Genomic DNA, 14,520 nt, shown 5'->3' on the forward strand with positions numbered 1-14,520 from the left:
TTTCTTTTTCATTTAATAAAACCACTGAGCTTCTCCCCATGGATGTCGCTACCATTCACCCAGTCCTTAAAGTTTACATCAAGAACATCCTTGCCCCCTGCAACGCCTGTAAGGATTCTAGAATCCCTATAGGAATAAGAGAAGGTGTGAAGTGTCCCGAAAAAGTGTTCATAATCCGTAAAAAATATGGGCGATTCCTCACTCTTGAAATGGTGGAATATTTGATCATGGGACCACTTCTTCCCTTTCAAGCTCAGCAAATACTTGTTTCTCTGGAGGGAGCCTTCAATGGATGGACGATTATTGCTCCTCATTTGCTCCTCCTGAAAGTGATTCACACAAGAGAGGAACGTTTCACCGTACCGGACCGTCACCCGATCTGGGCTCGCCTCCACTTCGGCCATCTTTCCATCACAATCTCCCAAAGAAAAATTATAGCAGGCACTGTGAGGAATTTCCTTCAACATGGTAACCGCTTCTTCAATGGAGGGGCACGTATCCAGAACCATCCGTATGGCCGCCCAAGGTGAGACTCCTTTTCTATAACCCTTGTGGCTGACGAAGTGTAAGCCCATTGCCAGCCCCTTCTCATTCACTCCGTCATGCCTTCCCAGGGCTTGAAGATTGTAACCGGCGGATGCAAATGCGGTATCCGATTGAACGCAGCTAAAAACCCCATCATACAAATCAGGCGAAAAATCATAATTCCTCACATAGTAGTCGCTTGTCAGGAGCGTCGAGCAACCCATTGCCTCTGTCTTAGGCACATCGTAACCACTTAGTAAAGCAGCCGCCCTTCTTGAGGATATCCCTAATCCTTCAGCCAGACCTTCCAATTCCTCCAGCAAATGCGGAGCAAAGGAGGTATAGATCGATTTCATGCTAAGGTAGTCGATCTCCTGCTTCGTAATGGAATTCAACACGTGTAGAATTCCGGTGTTTTTAAGCTCTACCCCTGTCTGTAACCCGATTTGAAAAGAACTCCCCCTTAGTTGAAGGATCCTTACATTAAATGTAGACATGTGAAAACCTCCCAGGATTCCATCATATCCTTCCTAATAGGAAACTACCTGTCATTTTGTGCTTGCTTCAAACAGATACATTGGGTTGTTAGTCAGAGTATCCCTAAAATGATCCAAAAGAAAGAATTGATAAATATATCCTTTATGTGTAAAATTACACCAAAAGGTTGGTGACTCCTTATGGATATTATGTTCATGGTTTTGATTGGATTTCCGGTCCTTTCGTTGCTCATTGGTATCGTTGGTTATTTCCTCTTTAAAAACATATTCGTGCCACCTTTGATTGTCTTTCTTGGGTCGCTTTTTGCCACGTATACTGTATTCAATGATTCGTTTCTGATATGGGTTTTTGTATACACTTCTCTGGCTTTTCTTTCAGGCTCAGCGGTAAAAATCTTTAAAGAAAGAAAGGGATCATGATGGAGAATCTTCCTCGGGGATTGTCGTTCAGTTTACTCTCATTATCTGCTTTTATGGCCACTCGGATGGTAGCCGGATTATGGGTATCGTTTGCCTGTTCACTCTTGATCACCACTGCTGTTTTTCTATTCTGGGGAATCAAGAGGAAATGGGGTGGAGTAGAGATTCTATTGGTTTCGCTTATTACGGGATTGTTACATTTTACATTTGCATCCTTTGGGATTTCTTTATTGCCTCCAGAACCCATTCGAGATCTGGGTGATCTCATTATGCCTTACGTGCATGCCGCTGTGTTTGCAGGCTGTACCATCGTTGTGATGTGGGTAGTGGGAATGATTTTCTTCAAGCTGAGATAGCCGGTCCCGGAACGAAATTCACTATAAAAAAAGCTGAAGAATCAACTCTTCAGCTTTCATGCAAGATATTCATTTCACACTTTCGGCGAGTTCCCGCATCGCGTTCAGTTTAGCTGTCAGTTCCAGGAACCACTCTTGATCCCCTGTTACAAGTGCCAGGTCGATGAGGAATTGAATTTGTTCTTTATTTTTCACATGTGTATCCGGGATTTTATTTACCTGTCTATTAAGGAGAGGAAGACTTCTTCCTTCGATTGTCTTATTATCACTGGTGACGATTTTCGCTTTTACGGCGCTGCCCTGATTGTCCAGGTTCTCGACATAGCCGATGATCAGTTCACCTGTAAGCAATGTTCCTTTAATCCAGTCTCCCACTTTCAGGATACCTTGTTCGTTTGACATATCTTTTCACCCTTTCAACTGTAATATTATTTGTTACATTTATATGACCAGAAAGCTTTTACGCTTTCTCATGATTGATCATTTCGATGATATCTTTAATGGTGTAGTCTTTTAGATAATCCCCAAGCTTTTCTTCCGCGCCAAGGAAAATCTGAAATAAGACATTTTTCATATTTGCCCCTACGAGACACTTGTCATTGGAAGCTGTGCATTTGGGCTGCAGGGCACCTTCTGACGTGATTTTATAAATATCCCACAGATTGATGTCACTCAATTCCCTGGCAAAGATGAATCCACCGCCTGTGCCTTCTTTGGATGTGATGAATCCTTTCTTTTTCAAGAGACTAAGGACTTTCCGAATCCGTACGGGATGGACTCCAGCACTCACCGAAATCGCGTCACTTGTCGACATGCGATCCGTCTGCAGGGCCAGGTACGTCAAACTGTGGATGGCTAATGTAAAGTCGCTATTCATGGCCTGCCTCCTTTACGGATATTACTGTAATGGTAACTTTTACAGTTTAGACTGTCAAGAATCCGGTTTATGATCAGTTGGCCAATTTTTGTAGCTCATTGTATTCAAAATTACGGATTTTCCTTGGAAGAAAACTGCGAATTTCTTCATCGTTATAGCCAATCTGCAGTCTTTTCTCATCCAACATGATCGGTCTTTTCAAAATCAGTGGATTTTCTTTAATCAATGTATATAAATCTTGGAGTGGCAACGAATCAATGTCTACCTTTAACTCCTGGTACGCCTTTGATTGTTTGGAAATGATGTCCTCTGTTCCATTTTCCGTCAGGCGGAGGATCGATTTGATCTCATCAGGTGTCAACGGTTCTGTCAGCATGTTACGCTCCACATATTGAATTGAATGTTCTTCAAGCCATGCTCTCGCTTTGCGGCAGGACGTACAGCTTGGTGTCAGAAATAAATTGACCATGTGTTTACACACTCCTTGTTAAATGTAATAAAAAAAGTAACAGTTACAATAAAAAGAATCACCCTTTTTCCGGGTTCACTGTAATAATAATATTTACAGTTGAAGATGTCAACCATTTTTAAAAATTCTCATTTGATAGCTCGTTAGTTAATTATTTTTTACCCGCTAAGCTACCTTTATAAACATAATAACGTATTTGAAGTTCCTTCTACGATTAGCGTGCATAAGGAGGTTTGATAAAAAAGAATTCTTCCCCCAATAAGAGAAGAATTCTTCTTACCGATCTATTTTCTTGAAACCGCACCCTTGGCAGAAACGGCAGCGAATGTAATGGTGATGGCACAAACAATTACGATCGCAATCACTCCCTGCATTAAATCCCAGAACACCCATCCGTCGATGAGGGCCGTACGCATACTTTCAAATACATACGTGGTCGGGTTGATCGTGGCGGCAATTTTCAACCATTGCGCTTCGATCAATTCATAGGGAACAAATGTCGTACTCAAAAAAATCAGCGGGAAAAAGATAAATGTACCCGCCTGTGCGGCCTGGGCATTTCTGGTCCTGAGAGCGATGCCGACAGAATAACCGGCAAACGCAAGGCCCCAGCCAATCGCAATCAGCAGGACGAATAACACACCGGCAAAACCTGTCTTAACATCAAGCCCAAGTAAGAACGCCATTCCAATGATGAGCAGCGTTTGAACCAAAAGCTGCAGCATCCCCGCGATGATCGGGCCAAGGACGATGGCAAGGCGCGACGCCGGGGTGAGAAGAAGTCTCGAGAAAAAGCCTGTTTCAATATCTTTCACGATACTTTGCCCTGCTCCCCCTGCCCCACCGATCGCAGCGGATACGATGGACACGGGCAGGATGAAGGCCAGATAATCGGCACCTTCAAAGGTCGGCAATTGAGATATTCCGCTCAATCCCCCTTCGTACACAAGAAGGAAAAAAGCAGAAATGATCAGATTAGGAATGAATGAAAACGGGTTTCGGAGAGTAGTCTTGATGTTCCGGACCGTCATGAGCCACGTATCCTTGAATACATTATTCCCCACGGCTCTTCACCCCTTCCTTCGTCTCCGTCGTTAATTTCAGGAAGATATCATCCAGAGTAGGAGAGGACAACTGAATATCCGTGATGCCGATATTCTCTGTATCGAGGATCCGTACCACCTCAAGAAGCTGCCTGGTCCCTTCTTCAACATATACCAGAATCTTGTCCTGCTGTGCGAGGACGTCGACACCCTCCAATTGCGTGCGGATCATCTCCACACTGCGATCGATCTCGTCTCGATCTTTCAATGTAAAGGTGATGAGATCTTGACCGATCTCTGCCTTCAGTTCCTTTGGAGACCCCATGGCAACGATCTCCCCCTTATTGATGATGCCGATCCGGTCCGCCAGGGAATCCGCTTCCTCCAGATATTGCGTCGTGAGGAAAATGGTCGTCCCCTTCTCCTTATTCAGTCTCCGAAGCTCTTTCCAGATCGCAGCCCGGCTGGATGGGTCCAATCCCGTCGTCGGTTCATCGAGGAAGAGAATATTCGGTTCGTTGACGAGGGTCAAGGCAAGGTCCAGCCTTCTTCGCATCCCCCCGGAATATCCGCCGATCCTCCGCTCAGCTGCTTCCGACAGATCCACGATCTCAAGGAGCTCCTCAGCGCGCCGCTTCCCTTCCTCCTTCCCGAAGCCAAATATGTACGCCTGGAGTTCCACCATCTCACGACCTGTCAAATCAGGGTCGACCCCCGTTTCCTGAAGGGCGACACCAATATGGCGACGGACGTGTTCAGGCTCCCCGATGACATCATACCCAGCCACTTTCACTTTCCCTGAAGAAGCATTGATCAGAGTCGTCAGAATCTGGACCGTCGTCGACTTCCCTGCTCCATTCGGTCCTAAAAAGGCAAAAAATTCGCCCTCTTCGACTTGGAACGATACACCTTTTACCGCCTGGACATTTCCCTTTTTAAACGTTTTAGTCAAATTCTCCACTTCGATCTTGCCATTCATGAGCTTCCCTCCATTCTACCTATTTCTATTCGGGGAGGGGGTTGGTTTATCCTTTAATTCGTGTGCACCGATGTGCTGAAAAAGCCAAGGGGACAGGTACCCTGGCTCTTATTGAGCCAAGGGACCTGTCCCCTTGGAACGCTCTCCTTCAGAACGCATGAAAGACCCGGTTAATGCTACCATCTTGTCCGGTTGTTCGAGGATGGTCCAGTGCCCGCTTTCTTTCACTTCGGTGAGTGTGGCATTAGGTAAGTGGTTTATGACGTGTTTCTCTATGTACTCAGGCGTTAAGATATCGTGTGATCCTTGTGCAATTAAAATAGGGAGGGAACCAAGCTCTGAAAGGGATGGCAGCAGGTTGTAATCTTGATCGAGTTCCTTTCCTATGTAATTAAGGGCAACTTTGTTAAATGAAATCTCTTTTTTCTTGCTTAATGTATCGAAGGAATACACATAATATGGGTCGAGCAGTTGCTGGAGCTTTCTAGATGCATGGGCACTGAACAGGGAAGTAAGTGAATACCACCCGAGAAGCACTTTTTTGTAAAACCCGAGCTTACGGAAAAGATTTTGTTTGAACGCACGATAGTCCGCAGAGGTTAAACCGACAGCGGCGGTCAGTATGAGCTTATCGATGCGCTCCGGATACTTTGCTGCATAAGACAGAGCGAGGATACTCCCCCATGACTCGCCGAACAGCGTCACCTTCTCCAGGTTCAAGGCTTTTCTAAGTGCTTCAAGATTGCTGATTTCATCCTCAATCGAATACTTATGACCTTTCTTCACTTCAGACTTCCCGCACCCCGTTTGATCATATAAAATGATTTGGAAATCCTTTGACAGGGGCTCCATATGTGGGAGGAAATAATCAAGACTCCCACCTGGCCCGCCATGCAGGAAGATCATTGGCTCGCCTTCTCCTTTTTGCATAGTGAACAGAGTCTTTCCATTGATCTCCAGATACTTTTCTTCCATTAATCCAACAGCCTCCTATTGATGAATAAATACACGGACGTGAGCAGGAACATGATAGCTACCACCAATACGGTCCCTTCATGGGCATAATCAATGATACTGTTGATGATCACGATCAGTCCCACCGGCAAGAAGAATAGCAGTCCAGTGATGGTTCCAAGCAGCGACTTGTTCTTGACCTTTTTTTCATTGAAGCCCGCGAGCAGCCATGTCTGTTTTTTCACACCAACTAAGAATGAAACCAGTAATAGAGCTATACCGATGATCAATAAGCCGTAGTCCATATTGATTCCTCCATTTTTATCGGGAATAATTATATGTACGGTTCAGATCAATGATGGTTCCATATTATTCCTAAAAATATAAAAAGACAGGTCAGCTTGCGCTAAATTTTTGGAGCACCAAGGGACCAGTCCGTGGGAAACATATTAAGGCATGGAGCTGACAGCCAAATAAATAAACACTGTGGCCACCATTAAGAACACCATCCAGCCATTTGAAACGGCAAGTACCGTTCTTATCTTCATGACTTTATCGAGCTTCATTTGAATGACAAAGCCTGCACCCACGCAGGCAATCCAAGCCGTTATACCAATTGGTGAAAATAAGTAGGCTGAGTTCATGATCCAGAAAATGAAAATCATAAAGTGAACCATCACGAATACGACAGCGATTTTCTTCATTGTGTCCCTTCCTGACTTAAGTGGCGACGGCCGGAAGGATTGTGATTTGCTCCCGTTGCCATCTCACCCTGTCCCTTCACCCGCTTCAACGAAGCCACAATCAGGAAACTCACGATGACGAGAAGAAGCCATGAACTGACCTTCCCTAGATGAACGAGGCTCCAGGCATCGGTTTGATTCGGATACTCCCAGGCACCGAAGAACGTGGCGATGTTCTCTGCGATCCAGATGAAAAAGCCGATGAGGACAAATGATAGGGCAAGGGGCATGTGATAACGGGTGCCACCGATTACATATCCGACCCAAGTTTTCCAGAACACGATGAGGACAAGACCCGACAGCCACCAGCGGATATCGATCCAGTAGTGATGGGTGAAGAAGTTCAAATAAATCGCTGCTGCCAGGAGAACGACGACCCAAAACGGCGGCCACTTGATCAGTTCCACCTCAAGTCTCCTCCACGCCTGGCACAGGTAACTTGCTACACTTGCATACATGAATCCGCTGTACAAAGGGACACCGAATAGTTTGGAATAGCCTTCCCCAGGGTAGGACCACGAGCCCATATGTACTTTGAAAAGCTCAAGGCAAAGACCAATGATGTGAAACAGTGTGATCACCTTCAGTTCATCACGGGTTTCAAGACCCGATTTCACCATCCCCCACTGCATCAGAAGGCAGATGAGAAGCAGCCAGTCATATCGCGGCAGGAAAGGAAGCGGTAAGATTTGAGTCAATGCCAATGAAGCAAAGATGACCACAGGGAACAAGCAAGAGAGCGCCTGCTCCCATCCGAAACGACAGAGCTGTTTGATTGCTTTCATGTTCATTCCCCTTCGCCTTCATCTGGTTGATACTCCAATAGATCTCCCGGCTGACAATCGAGTGCCTTGCAGATCGCCTCCAGGGTGGATAACCTGACCGCCTTTGCCTTTCCATTTTTCAAAATCGACAGGTTTGCCATGGTGATTCCTACCTTTTCCGATAGCTCCGTCACACTCATTTTTCGTTTTGCAAGCATGACATCAATATTGATTATAATCGCCATCATTTCACCTCAGACCGTTAAATCATTTTCAGATTTGATTTCAATGGCATTGTTCAGAAGCTTCTGAAGGACCGCTGCAAAGACGGCGATCACAGCTGAACCGAAGATAAAGATCATGCCGATCACGATGACTCCAGGGGCGTCGTCTGCCTCCGCCACCATATAAAAGAGTGGCATCCCCGCTGTGTAGAAGGAACCGATGACCATGGCACATGTTTTGATCGTCTTTAACGCTTTGACGGATGATTCCGAGAACGCATTGTTCCAATCAATAAACGTTAACAGTTTGAATGCTTGATACAATGCGGCGTAGAAAGGAATCGCAGACGCGTACATGACGGCGAGAATTCCATAAATCATATTGGCAAAGCTCGAGCCAGACACATTCATGGCGAGCAGGGGTAACCCGAAGAAGCATAAAGCAGCAATAGGGACCCCAATAAGAAATAAAGCAATTTTCAAAAAGAGCGTTTCCCGTTTCATTCATAGCACCTCATTTGATAATATAGTATGAATTTATCATGATATTTATTGTTTTACAATAAATTTTTATTATTTTTAAAGATATGTTTATTGTTAAATAAAAAGCACCCCTCATTCGCAGGGATGCTCACCAACCGGAATCCAAATATCCATTTCATATTCATCGCTCTCTTCTTTTCCCAACCAATGTACGTTCACCACTTCAATCTCGGGCATTCCTTTTTCAATGAGATATCCTTCCTGGTCAAAGACCTTCCACAGCTTGTGGTAGGTTGCAGAAATGTTTCGGGAGGGGCCCTTATGCTTGAATACGACATATGTCTGTTTCGGGAAAAGGTGGACCGTCAAGTCCTTTCTCATTCTTCGGTAAGCTACAGAGTCCATCTCCATTCCACAGGTGTAATAATAGTCATCACTTCTTGGGGGAAGGCAGACCCCTACAATTTGATCGGCCAGATAGGCTGTGATGAACTCCTTAGCTTTCTCCCATAGACCAGGTATCGGATACGCAAAATCCCCTCCCCAGCTCCCCGGAGCACTATATCCCATCAGAACAAAATCTTCCTTTACCACTTCTTTAAACTCCATTCCTCTCCCGCCTTTCATCTCGCATGCACTCTACCAATATAGTAGAAACACCAGAAACCCTCCTGTCCATTCTTGCTCATGACAGACAGGTGGGGCGGCACAGGTTAAGGAAACAGTGAGGGACGGACCTTTAAAAGGGGCGAATCAAGAGAGGAAGTACCCCTTTTGGAGGTCCGTCCCTCCAAAAAAGGAGTCCGGCCATGTGGCCGGACTCCTTGAAGTGAAATCTATTCATGCGCGAGTACGGTGCGCGATTGTTTTCGTTCCTGGAAGTAGTAGAGTACGAGTGTTGCCGCAACCAGGATTCCCATGATCATGTACAGGGAACGGTAGCCTGTCAAAGGAATTAAGAAGCCAAGGGCATAAGGCCCGAATCCGAGGCCGGCATCCAGTGAAATATAGTAGGTGGATGTTGCGAGACCTACTCGCTCCGGTGGCACGGCCTTCACGGCAATTGCCTGTGTGACGGACTGCATGTTACCGAATCCGAGTCCGATCAGGACACCTGAAAGAAGCAGGATCATCGTGTTCCCTGCTGCACTCAGAAGGAACAAGCCCGCAGCAAACAGGATGAAAGCAGGAAGCATGACAGCCTTGGCCCCTTTCGCATCCATCAGTCTGCCTGTAAACGGACGTGAAACGAGGATCGCTACAGCATACACCACAAAGAACACACTCGCAGCTTCGACAAGGTCGATGTCGATGGCATAAAAGTTAATGAACGACAGGACACTTGAATAGGCAAGAGACACGAACAGTACAACAAGTGCAATCGGAAGTGCCTTTGGTTCGATAAAGCTTGAGAGACTCAGGCGCTCTTTCTCCGTTCTCTCCTCTGCCGGTTTCTTGACGACCGGTATTTTTACAAACAAGGTGAAGATATAGCTAATGACCCCTAAGGCAAGACAGAAAGCAAAGATCGTTTGGAAACTTGCATGCTGACTCAAGAAAAGACCGAAGAACGGACCAACCGCTGTAGCAAGGGTGATGCTCATGCTGTAGTACCCGATCCCTTCTCCTTTACGGCTCGCCGGGATAATTTCTGCCACAATCGTACCAGTAGCCGTACTGACCATACCGAGTGCTACCCCGTGAAGGAAACGAGTGAGCAGCAAGAAACTGATGCCCCCCTCCACGAAATAGAGACAGGATGTCCCAATAAACGCGATCATGCCGACAAACAACATTTTCTTATTTCCGATGGCCGTGATCATCCGTCCGAGGAACAGTCGCCCAATCAGGGTTCCGATAATAAAGATTCCCGTCACTAGACCCGCCTGACTCTCGGACGCCCCAAATTCATCCACGGCATAAACCGCCATGGTAACAAGTAATAAATAAAAGATTAAATAGATAAAAAAATTGGCGATGGACATAAGAGTAAAGTCCTTCGTCCATAGCCTTGATTGTGTCTGACTCATCTGTAAAACTCCTTATCTGTTCATATTATCCTTGATCCTCTTCATCAGATTGATCATCTCAAGCTGCTTCTCTTCGCTGATTCCTTCCATAATGGACTGTTCAAAGCCATCGATGGTTTTACGGGCGTCCTCATAGACTTCCATGCCAGCCTGTGTAAGCTGCATCCGCTTTTCCCTTCGATCCTTACCAGGAATCCGCTCAATATATCCCGCGTCCTCCAATTGATGAACCGTCCTCGTAATCGTCGGCTTCTCTACACTTTGATACTGTGAAATCTCCACATTGGATGCAGGTCCATTATGGTAAAGGTTATAAAGAATGGTCCACTGGGCCCTGTGCAGACCGTGTTCATTCAGCTGGACATTCAACTGATTTTCAAATGGTCTGTAGAGTCTGATCAACTCCTGAAAAAACTGCTGTGCCGGCTTCATTCTTCTTTCCTCCTTTTTTATAGTTATCTTAGATAATAGTTATCATTGGTAACTATTATATTGTAGCAGATTCTTTATGAGATGTCGATATGTGGAATCAGGTGATAGATTCCGCCTGGGGAAAACGGAGGTCCGTCCCTCTTTATTAAAATTAAAAGCCCTCATTCGTAGCATCGTGGATTAACCTGGCTAGCCGGAAGAGGGCTATTGGTGGATATAGGATGGTCAGAAACCAAAGAGTTTATATACGTAAATGAATGATACAGTGCACTATGCACTACTGGATTTAATAAATCCTTAGAAAAACAGACTATTTTGCAAGTAAGGTTAGAGATGAGCGAATAGTCTTTATAACTGATGCACCACTATCCTACCGCCCATTGTTTTATAATACTTCTTCAGCACTCTCTACAAACCCTGCCACTACTTTTGCTCCCAACGTTCCAGTAACACCTGTTACTAAGATTATTCATATTACAACCACCATTCTTTCTGCGGGATTAATCGAATCCTATTAAACTCAAACTCACCCTCAAACCAACGCTTCAGCAATGTGCTATGAACCAGATACTCCGACGCAGAATGGGAAACACCGATCAGAGACATTTTCGTATGTTCCGCATAAGTCATTATTTCTTCGTATCTTTTTCTTCCGTACCCATTGTCTATATGACAATGGATTTCTCCGGATATATACGCATCGACCCCTAAGTCTTCAGCCTCTTTCATCCATGCCGTTTTATCGCCGCAGCCTGCTACAAAGGCGACTTTTCTTATCTCTCTTTTCTTCCCTTCGAGGTCGACGTAGGGAATGTCAAATACATCTTTCAGCTTCTCTATCAATTCCTCTGTATCCGTTTCGTTTACCTCTCCGATGACTCCGATATCTCCATATTTCTCATCATGAATAAATCGGTCGGTTATTTCTACATGCATTGCTTCTGCCATCGCCTGACTCGTACCTAAAGTAGGGTGATAATCCAGGGGAGCATGGCACGTATAGATGGAAAGCCCCTTTTTCCTCACTGAGTCTATCAGGGATTCCTTGATGGGAACGAACCCTCTTCCCCACTTTCCTTTCGGATCGCCACACTCCATGAGTAGCGGGTGGTGCATAAATAATAGATCACCAGGTTCCCCTTCTCGAATGAATGCCTCCAATACATCCTCTGTCGGAAAAACAGCGAGGAAAACGTTATTTACTTCACTTTCCCCTTGAATCATGAGTCCATTGAATAATTCAGTGAAGGCGGGCTCGAATATTCCCTTCCAGTCCATTTCTTCTTCGTATACTTGTGGAATGAACCGGCTGAACGCAGGATCCTTCCCATAATTTTTTATTTCAAACGTCTGATCCAATCGTTGAACAATATCGCTTAACCCTGCCACTGGACCACTCCTCTGTTTTTTTACTAACTATACATTTTTTCCTATATTAGGTAAACAGGCAAATCAAAAAGAAGCAGCCTCCGCCACTTCTCTTCTATAAATCTATTCGTTTCTAGGATCGATATAATCCGGATAGTCTGTAATGATCGCATCCACGTCCATGTCGAACAGGAAGGCTGCCGCTTCGTGACTGCGCACTGTCCAGGATCCAATCTGCATGTCCAGGGAGTGAACGTCCTTCACTACTTGTTCTGTCACGATCCCGTAGCTTGGATTGAACCACTCCGCATACGTGGAAATTTCTTTTAACGCTTCTGGTGTGGCTTGGGCCTGGCTCCAGGCTAAAACGCCGACTGGAACTTTTGGAAGAAGTTGATCCATTTTTTTCATCGAGTCAAAATTAAAGGATTGAAGGATGATTTTTTCATTTTGCGGTTTATCAAGTTGACGTTCCTTTAATGCGTCAGCCACTTGTTCCTCAATCCCCGGATAAAGCTCTGGAGATTTCAATTCGATCAGGATCCCCGCTTTTCCATGATAGCGATTTAGTACTTCATCAAATGTCGGGATTTCCTCTCCTGCAAATTGCTTACCCTTCCAGCTCCCCGCATCAAGATTCTTCATTTCCTCAAGTGTTAGTTCCCCTACTTTACCCGTTCCGTCAGTTGTGCGGTCCACCGTGGTGTCATGGATGACCACCAATTTCCCATCTTTGCTCCGCTGGACATCGATCTCGATATAATCGGCCTTCATATCAACGGCCAGGTCGTAGCTTGCAATCGTGTTTTCAGGTGCATAAGCAGCCGCCCCTCGATGTGCGATATTCTCTACCTGCTTTTTCTCACCCGTTGTAGGCTCTTGAGCAAACGCCTGACTGAACGGGCTCAACAACAACGAGAATGCAATTCCTGTTCCGATTAGTACTTTTTTGTTCATTCCCTCATCTCCTATCTCTAATATGTATTCGACTACATTTTAGGAGAGGGATGTTGAGTGGATATATAGTTAGCTGTTGGGTTTGATGAAGGTTGTGTGAAGGAAATCCAACCTTTTTTCTTACGGAATTTTACAATAAAAGAAAGGATAGCCCCGATGTAGTATATTGTGCTTACGATAGTAAGGTAGTTCCTCTACCTAAAAGACTCTGCTATTTCAATCATAGTTTCCTTTGTCACTTCTGTGTCCAATCCAATAGTCTGGTAGCTTAAAATATAAAAATAATCTCCATCTTTCCAATTCACATCAAGACCAGCCTTGTCTTCTGTATAAAAGCCATCTTTTCCGTTTATCTTTACCTCTTCTTTTTCAAAGTCCCCTTCAAATGTCACATCTCCAGAATGGATTCTCAGATCAAATACTTCACCGTCTCCCCCATTGAACATAACAGAGTAAATAGCAGATTTGTGGGGAGGCATCTGAATTTTGGCATCCTTCACCGCCATCGGAAATCGGGTGGGGAGCTTAGGGTCAATGCCTTCTTTTTTTAGATCTTCGGAAAGTTGATCATGATTATACTTAGTTAGTGTTTGTCCGTTGCTGCATCCCACCACGAATAATAGAATCATCACGCCTACAACCTTTCATTTTTTCATGGATATCCCCCCTGTATATTACCTATACGATTTAGTTAGGAAAAGGTTTCTTACTTATTGTAACGATTTGAATCTTGATCATGCCGGTTCAAACCATTTTCATGCGAGAAGAAGGATAATCGAGCAGGTTATAGACTTTTCATGCGATATGTAAAATAAACATGCGGGATTAGAGGTAATCTGCCGGATCGTCGTATAATCTCTATTTTCTATGAATCACCCTCCATTCCTTTTCCAATATACTCATTTCCCACAAGCTCCAATACTCATCCCCGGACATCCTGGCATCTCTCAGAAGTCCCTCTTTGATGAACCCTGCCTTCTCATAACAACGAATGGCTGAGGTATTGAAATCGAAGACCCCCAGGGTAACACGGTGTAAACCGAGCTCGTCAAAAGCAATATGAAGGATACAATGGATCATTTGTTGACCAATGCCTTTGCCACGGGTATTTTCGCTTCCAACCAGGACTTTTCCGATTCTTGCCGAGCGGTTCTCACGATCAATCCTGCCGAGGGATATGTGGCCGATGACCTGATCGTCTTCCATCACCTTATAAATCAAGGTTTCTGCACCATCTCGATTGGCATTCTCCATATATTTCTCAAGTTGGGACTTATCCAGTGGATAATGAAATCCAGGGCCTCCCCACTGGAGAAGGAATGAAGGGGATTCGATCCAATCCATCAGTTGTTTGAAGTCTTCTTCTTTAAAATACGTTAGTTTAATCATAGAATCACCG

General features: G+C 44.9%; 21 protein-coding genes. 2 read left to right on the forward strand and 19 right to left on the reverse strand.

Features of this window, described 5'->3' with window-relative positions; all coding sequences use genetic code 11:
- Window positions 1-8 precede the first annotated feature (8 nt).
- Window positions 9-1,022, reverse strand: coding sequence for a C45 family peptidase (locus JI667_RS12230; RefSeq protein WP_206853964.1), 1,014 nt, complete (start codon window positions 1,020-1,022; stop codon window positions 9-11).
- A gap of 195 nt (window positions 1,023-1,217) precedes the next feature.
- Here JI667_RS12230 and JI667_RS12235 point away from each other — a divergent pair, with 195 nt between their 5' ends.
- The gene (locus tag JI667_RS12235; protein ID WP_244668314.1) at window positions 1,218-1,442 is read left to right on the forward strand and encodes a DUF2651 family protein; all 225 of its coding nucleotides are present in this window, start codon (window positions 1,218-1,220) and stop codon (window positions 1,440-1,442) included.
- Window positions 1,439-1,798: a hypothetical protein gene (locus tag JI667_RS12240; protein WP_206853971.1), complete on the forward strand. Its 360-nt coding sequence runs from the start codon at window positions 1,439-1,441 to the stop codon at window positions 1,796-1,798. Before JI667_RS12235 ends, JI667_RS12240 begins: the two co-directional genes overlap by 4 nt.
- A 69-nt stretch (window positions 1,799-1,867) precedes the next feature.
- Here the strand turns inward: JI667_RS12240 and JI667_RS12245 are convergent, their stop codons facing one another.
- The 18 genes from JI667_RS12245 to JI667_RS12330 all read right to left on the reverse strand — a co-directional run bounded on the left by JI667_RS12245 (window position 1,868) and on the right by JI667_RS12330 (window position 14,510).
- Complete coding sequence (locus JI667_RS12245) at window positions 1,868-2,200, reverse strand: IDEAL domain-containing protein (RefSeq protein WP_206853974.1); 333 nt, start codon at window positions 2,198-2,200, stop codon at window positions 1,868-1,870.
- Between the two features lie 58 nt (window positions 2,201-2,258).
- Complete coding sequence (locus JI667_RS12250) at window positions 2,259-2,675, reverse strand: RrF2 family transcriptional regulator (protein ID WP_206853977.1); 417 nt, start codon at window positions 2,673-2,675, stop codon at window positions 2,259-2,261.
- A 73-nt stretch (window positions 2,676-2,748) separates the two neighbouring features.
- Window positions 2,749-3,144 carry a transcriptional regulator SpxA gene (spxA, locus tag JI667_RS12255; protein WP_098354053.1) on the reverse strand — a complete coding sequence of 132 codons (396 nt, stop codon included), beginning with the start codon at window positions 3,142-3,144 and terminating at the stop codon, window positions 2,749-2,751.
- A 284-nt stretch (window positions 3,145-3,428) separates the two neighbouring features.
- A complete protein-coding gene (locus tag JI667_RS12260; protein ID WP_206853982.1) occupies window positions 3,429-4,208 on the reverse strand; it encodes an ABC transporter permease in 780 nt (259 codons plus the stop codon).
- A complete protein-coding gene (locus JI667_RS12265) occupies window positions 4,198-5,166 on the reverse strand; it encodes an ATP-binding cassette domain-containing protein (protein ID WP_206853998.1) in 969 nt (322 codons plus the stop codon). Before JI667_RS12265 ends, JI667_RS12260 begins: the two co-directional genes overlap by 11 nt.
- Before the next feature lie 108 nt (window positions 5,167-5,274).
- Complete coding sequence (locus JI667_RS12270; protein ID WP_206854001.1) at window positions 5,275-6,141, reverse strand: alpha/beta fold hydrolase; 867 nt, start codon at window positions 6,139-6,141, stop codon at window positions 5,275-5,277.
- Complete coding sequence (locus tag JI667_RS12275; protein WP_206854004.1) at window positions 6,141-6,425, reverse strand: DUF3784 domain-containing protein; 285 nt, start codon at window positions 6,423-6,425, stop codon at window positions 6,141-6,143. The genes JI667_RS12270 and JI667_RS12275 overlap by 1 nt, the downstream gene beginning before the upstream one ends.
- A 144-nt stretch (window positions 6,426-6,569) precedes the next feature.
- Window positions 6,570-6,824 (reverse strand): hypothetical protein, encoded by a 255-nt coding sequence (locus JI667_RS12280; RefSeq protein WP_206854007.1) that lies wholly within the window; start codon window positions 6,822-6,824, stop codon window positions 6,570-6,572.
- The gene (locus JI667_RS12285) at window positions 6,821-7,648 is read right to left on the reverse strand and encodes a DUF817 domain-containing protein (protein ID WP_206854010.1); all 828 of its coding nucleotides are present in this window, start codon (window positions 7,646-7,648) and stop codon (window positions 6,821-6,823) included. The genes JI667_RS12280 and JI667_RS12285 overlap by 4 nt, the downstream gene beginning before the upstream one ends.
- A 2-nt stretch (window positions 7,649-7,650) precedes the next feature.
- Window positions 7,651-7,872, reverse strand: coding sequence for a helix-turn-helix domain-containing protein (locus JI667_RS12290; protein ID WP_206854503.1), 222 nt, complete (start codon window positions 7,870-7,872; stop codon window positions 7,651-7,653).
- A 9-nt stretch (window positions 7,873-7,881) separates the two neighbouring features.
- A complete protein-coding gene (locus JI667_RS12295) occupies window positions 7,882-8,355 on the reverse strand; it encodes a DUF2975 domain-containing protein (RefSeq protein ID WP_206854013.1) in 474 nt (157 codons plus the stop codon).
- Between the two features lie 111 nt (window positions 8,356-8,466).
- On the reverse strand, window positions 8,467-8,943 hold the full coding sequence (locus tag JI667_RS12300) for a GyrI-like domain-containing protein (RefSeq protein ID WP_206854027.1): 477 nt from the start codon (window positions 8,941-8,943) through the stop codon (window positions 8,467-8,469).
- A gap of 227 nt (window positions 8,944-9,170) precedes the next feature.
- On the reverse strand, window positions 9,171-10,364 hold the full coding sequence (locus JI667_RS12305) for an MFS transporter (protein ID WP_206854030.1): 1,194 nt from the start codon (window positions 10,362-10,364) through the stop codon (window positions 9,171-9,173).
- A 12-nt stretch (window positions 10,365-10,376) separates the two neighbouring features.
- The gene (locus JI667_RS12310) at window positions 10,377-10,796 is read right to left on the reverse strand and encodes a MarR family winged helix-turn-helix transcriptional regulator (protein WP_206854033.1); all 420 of its coding nucleotides are present in this window, start codon (window positions 10,794-10,796) and stop codon (window positions 10,377-10,379) included.
- A 474-nt stretch (window positions 10,797-11,270) separates the two neighbouring features.
- Window positions 11,271-12,185 (reverse strand): Nif3-like dinuclear metal center hexameric protein, encoded by a 915-nt coding sequence (locus tag JI667_RS12315; RefSeq protein WP_206854050.1) that lies wholly within the window; start codon window positions 12,183-12,185, stop codon window positions 11,271-11,273.
- A 102-nt stretch (window positions 12,186-12,287) separates the two neighbouring features.
- Window positions 12,288-13,121, reverse strand: a complete 834-nt coding sequence (locus JI667_RS12320; protein ID WP_206854053.1) for a glycerophosphodiester phosphodiesterase — start codon at window positions 13,119-13,121, stop codon at window positions 12,288-12,290.
- A 194-nt stretch (window positions 13,122-13,315) separates the two neighbouring features.
- Complete coding sequence (locus tag JI667_RS12325; protein WP_206854056.1) at window positions 13,316-13,750, reverse strand: DUF4367 domain-containing protein; 435 nt, start codon at window positions 13,748-13,750, stop codon at window positions 13,316-13,318.
- Window positions 13,751-13,979: 229 nt separating this feature from the next.
- Window positions 13,980-14,510 carry a GNAT family N-acetyltransferase gene (locus tag JI667_RS12330; RefSeq protein WP_206854058.1) on the reverse strand — a complete coding sequence of 177 codons (531 nt, stop codon included), beginning with the start codon at window positions 14,508-14,510 and terminating at the stop codon, window positions 13,980-13,982.
- Between the last annotated feature and the right edge of the window lie 10 nt (window positions 14,511-14,520).

The organism is Bacillus sp. NTK074B (assembly GCF_017303375.1).
Lineage (GTDB): Bacteria > Bacillota > Bacilli > Bacillales > Bacillaceae_B > Rossellomorea.

Excerpts from the sequence above, each read along its gene's own strand:
- JI667_RS12230 (WP_206853964.1), bottom strand. The coding sequence starts at position 1,022 with ATGTCTACATTTAATGTAAGGATCCTTCAACTAAGGGGGAGTTCTTTT.
- JI667_RS12235 (WP_244668314.1), top strand. The coding sequence starts at position 1,218 with ATGGTTTTGATTGGATTTCCGGTCCTTTCGTTGCTCATTGGTATCGTT.
- JI667_RS12240 (WP_206853971.1), top strand. The coding sequence starts at position 1,439 with ATGATGGAGAATCTTCCTCGGGGATTGTCGTTCAGTTTACTCTCATTA.
- JI667_RS12245 (WP_206853974.1), bottom strand. The coding sequence starts at position 2,200 with ATGTCAAACGAACAAGGTATCCTGAAAGTGGGAGACTGGATTAAAGGA.
- JI667_RS12250 (WP_206853977.1), bottom strand. The coding sequence starts at position 2,675 with ATGAATAGCGACTTTACATTAGCCATCCACAGTTTGACGTACCTGGCC.
- spxA (WP_098354053.1), bottom strand. The coding sequence starts at position 3,144 with ATGGTCAATTTATTTCTGACACCAAGCTGTACGTCCTGCCGCAAAGCG.
- JI667_RS12265 (WP_206853998.1), bottom strand. The coding sequence starts at position 5,166 with ATGAATGGCAAGATCGAAGTGGAGAATTTGACTAAAACGTTTAAAAAG.
- JI667_RS12270 (WP_206854001.1), bottom strand. The coding sequence starts at position 6,141 with ATGGAAGAAAAGTATCTGGAGATCAATGGAAAGACTCTGTTCACTATG.
- JI667_RS12275 (WP_206854004.1), bottom strand. The coding sequence starts at position 6,425 with ATGGACTACGGCTTATTGATCATCGGTATAGCTCTATTACTGGTTTCA.
- JI667_RS12280 (WP_206854007.1), bottom strand. The coding sequence starts at position 6,824 with ATGAAGAAAATCGCTGTCGTATTCGTGATGGTTCACTTTATGATTTTC.
- JI667_RS12285 (WP_206854010.1), bottom strand. The coding sequence starts at position 7,648 with ATGAAAGCAATCAAACAGCTCTGTCGTTTCGGATGGGAGCAGGCGCTC.
- JI667_RS12290 (WP_206854503.1), bottom strand. The coding sequence starts at position 7,872 with ATGGCGATTATAATCAATATTGATGTCATGCTTGCAAAACGAAAAATG.
- JI667_RS12295 (WP_206854013.1), bottom strand. The coding sequence starts at position 8,355 with ATGAAACGGGAAACGCTCTTTTTGAAAATTGCTTTATTTCTTATTGGG.
- JI667_RS12300 (WP_206854027.1), bottom strand. The coding sequence starts at position 8,943 with ATGGAGTTTAAAGAAGTGGTAAAGGAAGATTTTGTTCTGATGGGATAT.
- JI667_RS12305 (WP_206854030.1), bottom strand. The coding sequence starts at position 10,364 with ATGAGTCAGACACAATCAAGGCTATGGACGAAGGACTTTACTCTTATG.
- JI667_RS12310 (WP_206854033.1), bottom strand. The coding sequence starts at position 10,796 with ATGAAGCCGGCACAGCAGTTTTTTCAGGAGTTGATCAGACTCTACAGA.
- JI667_RS12320 (WP_206854053.1), bottom strand. The coding sequence starts at position 13,121 with ATGAACAAAAAAGTACTAATCGGAACAGGAATTGCATTCTCGTTGTTG.
- JI667_RS12325 (WP_206854056.1), bottom strand. The coding sequence starts at position 13,750 with ATGATTCTATTATTCGTGGTGGGATGCAGCAACGGACAAACACTAACT.
- JI667_RS12330 (WP_206854058.1), bottom strand. The coding sequence starts at position 14,510 with ATGATTAAACTAACGTATTTTAAAGAAGAAGACTTCAAACAACTGATG.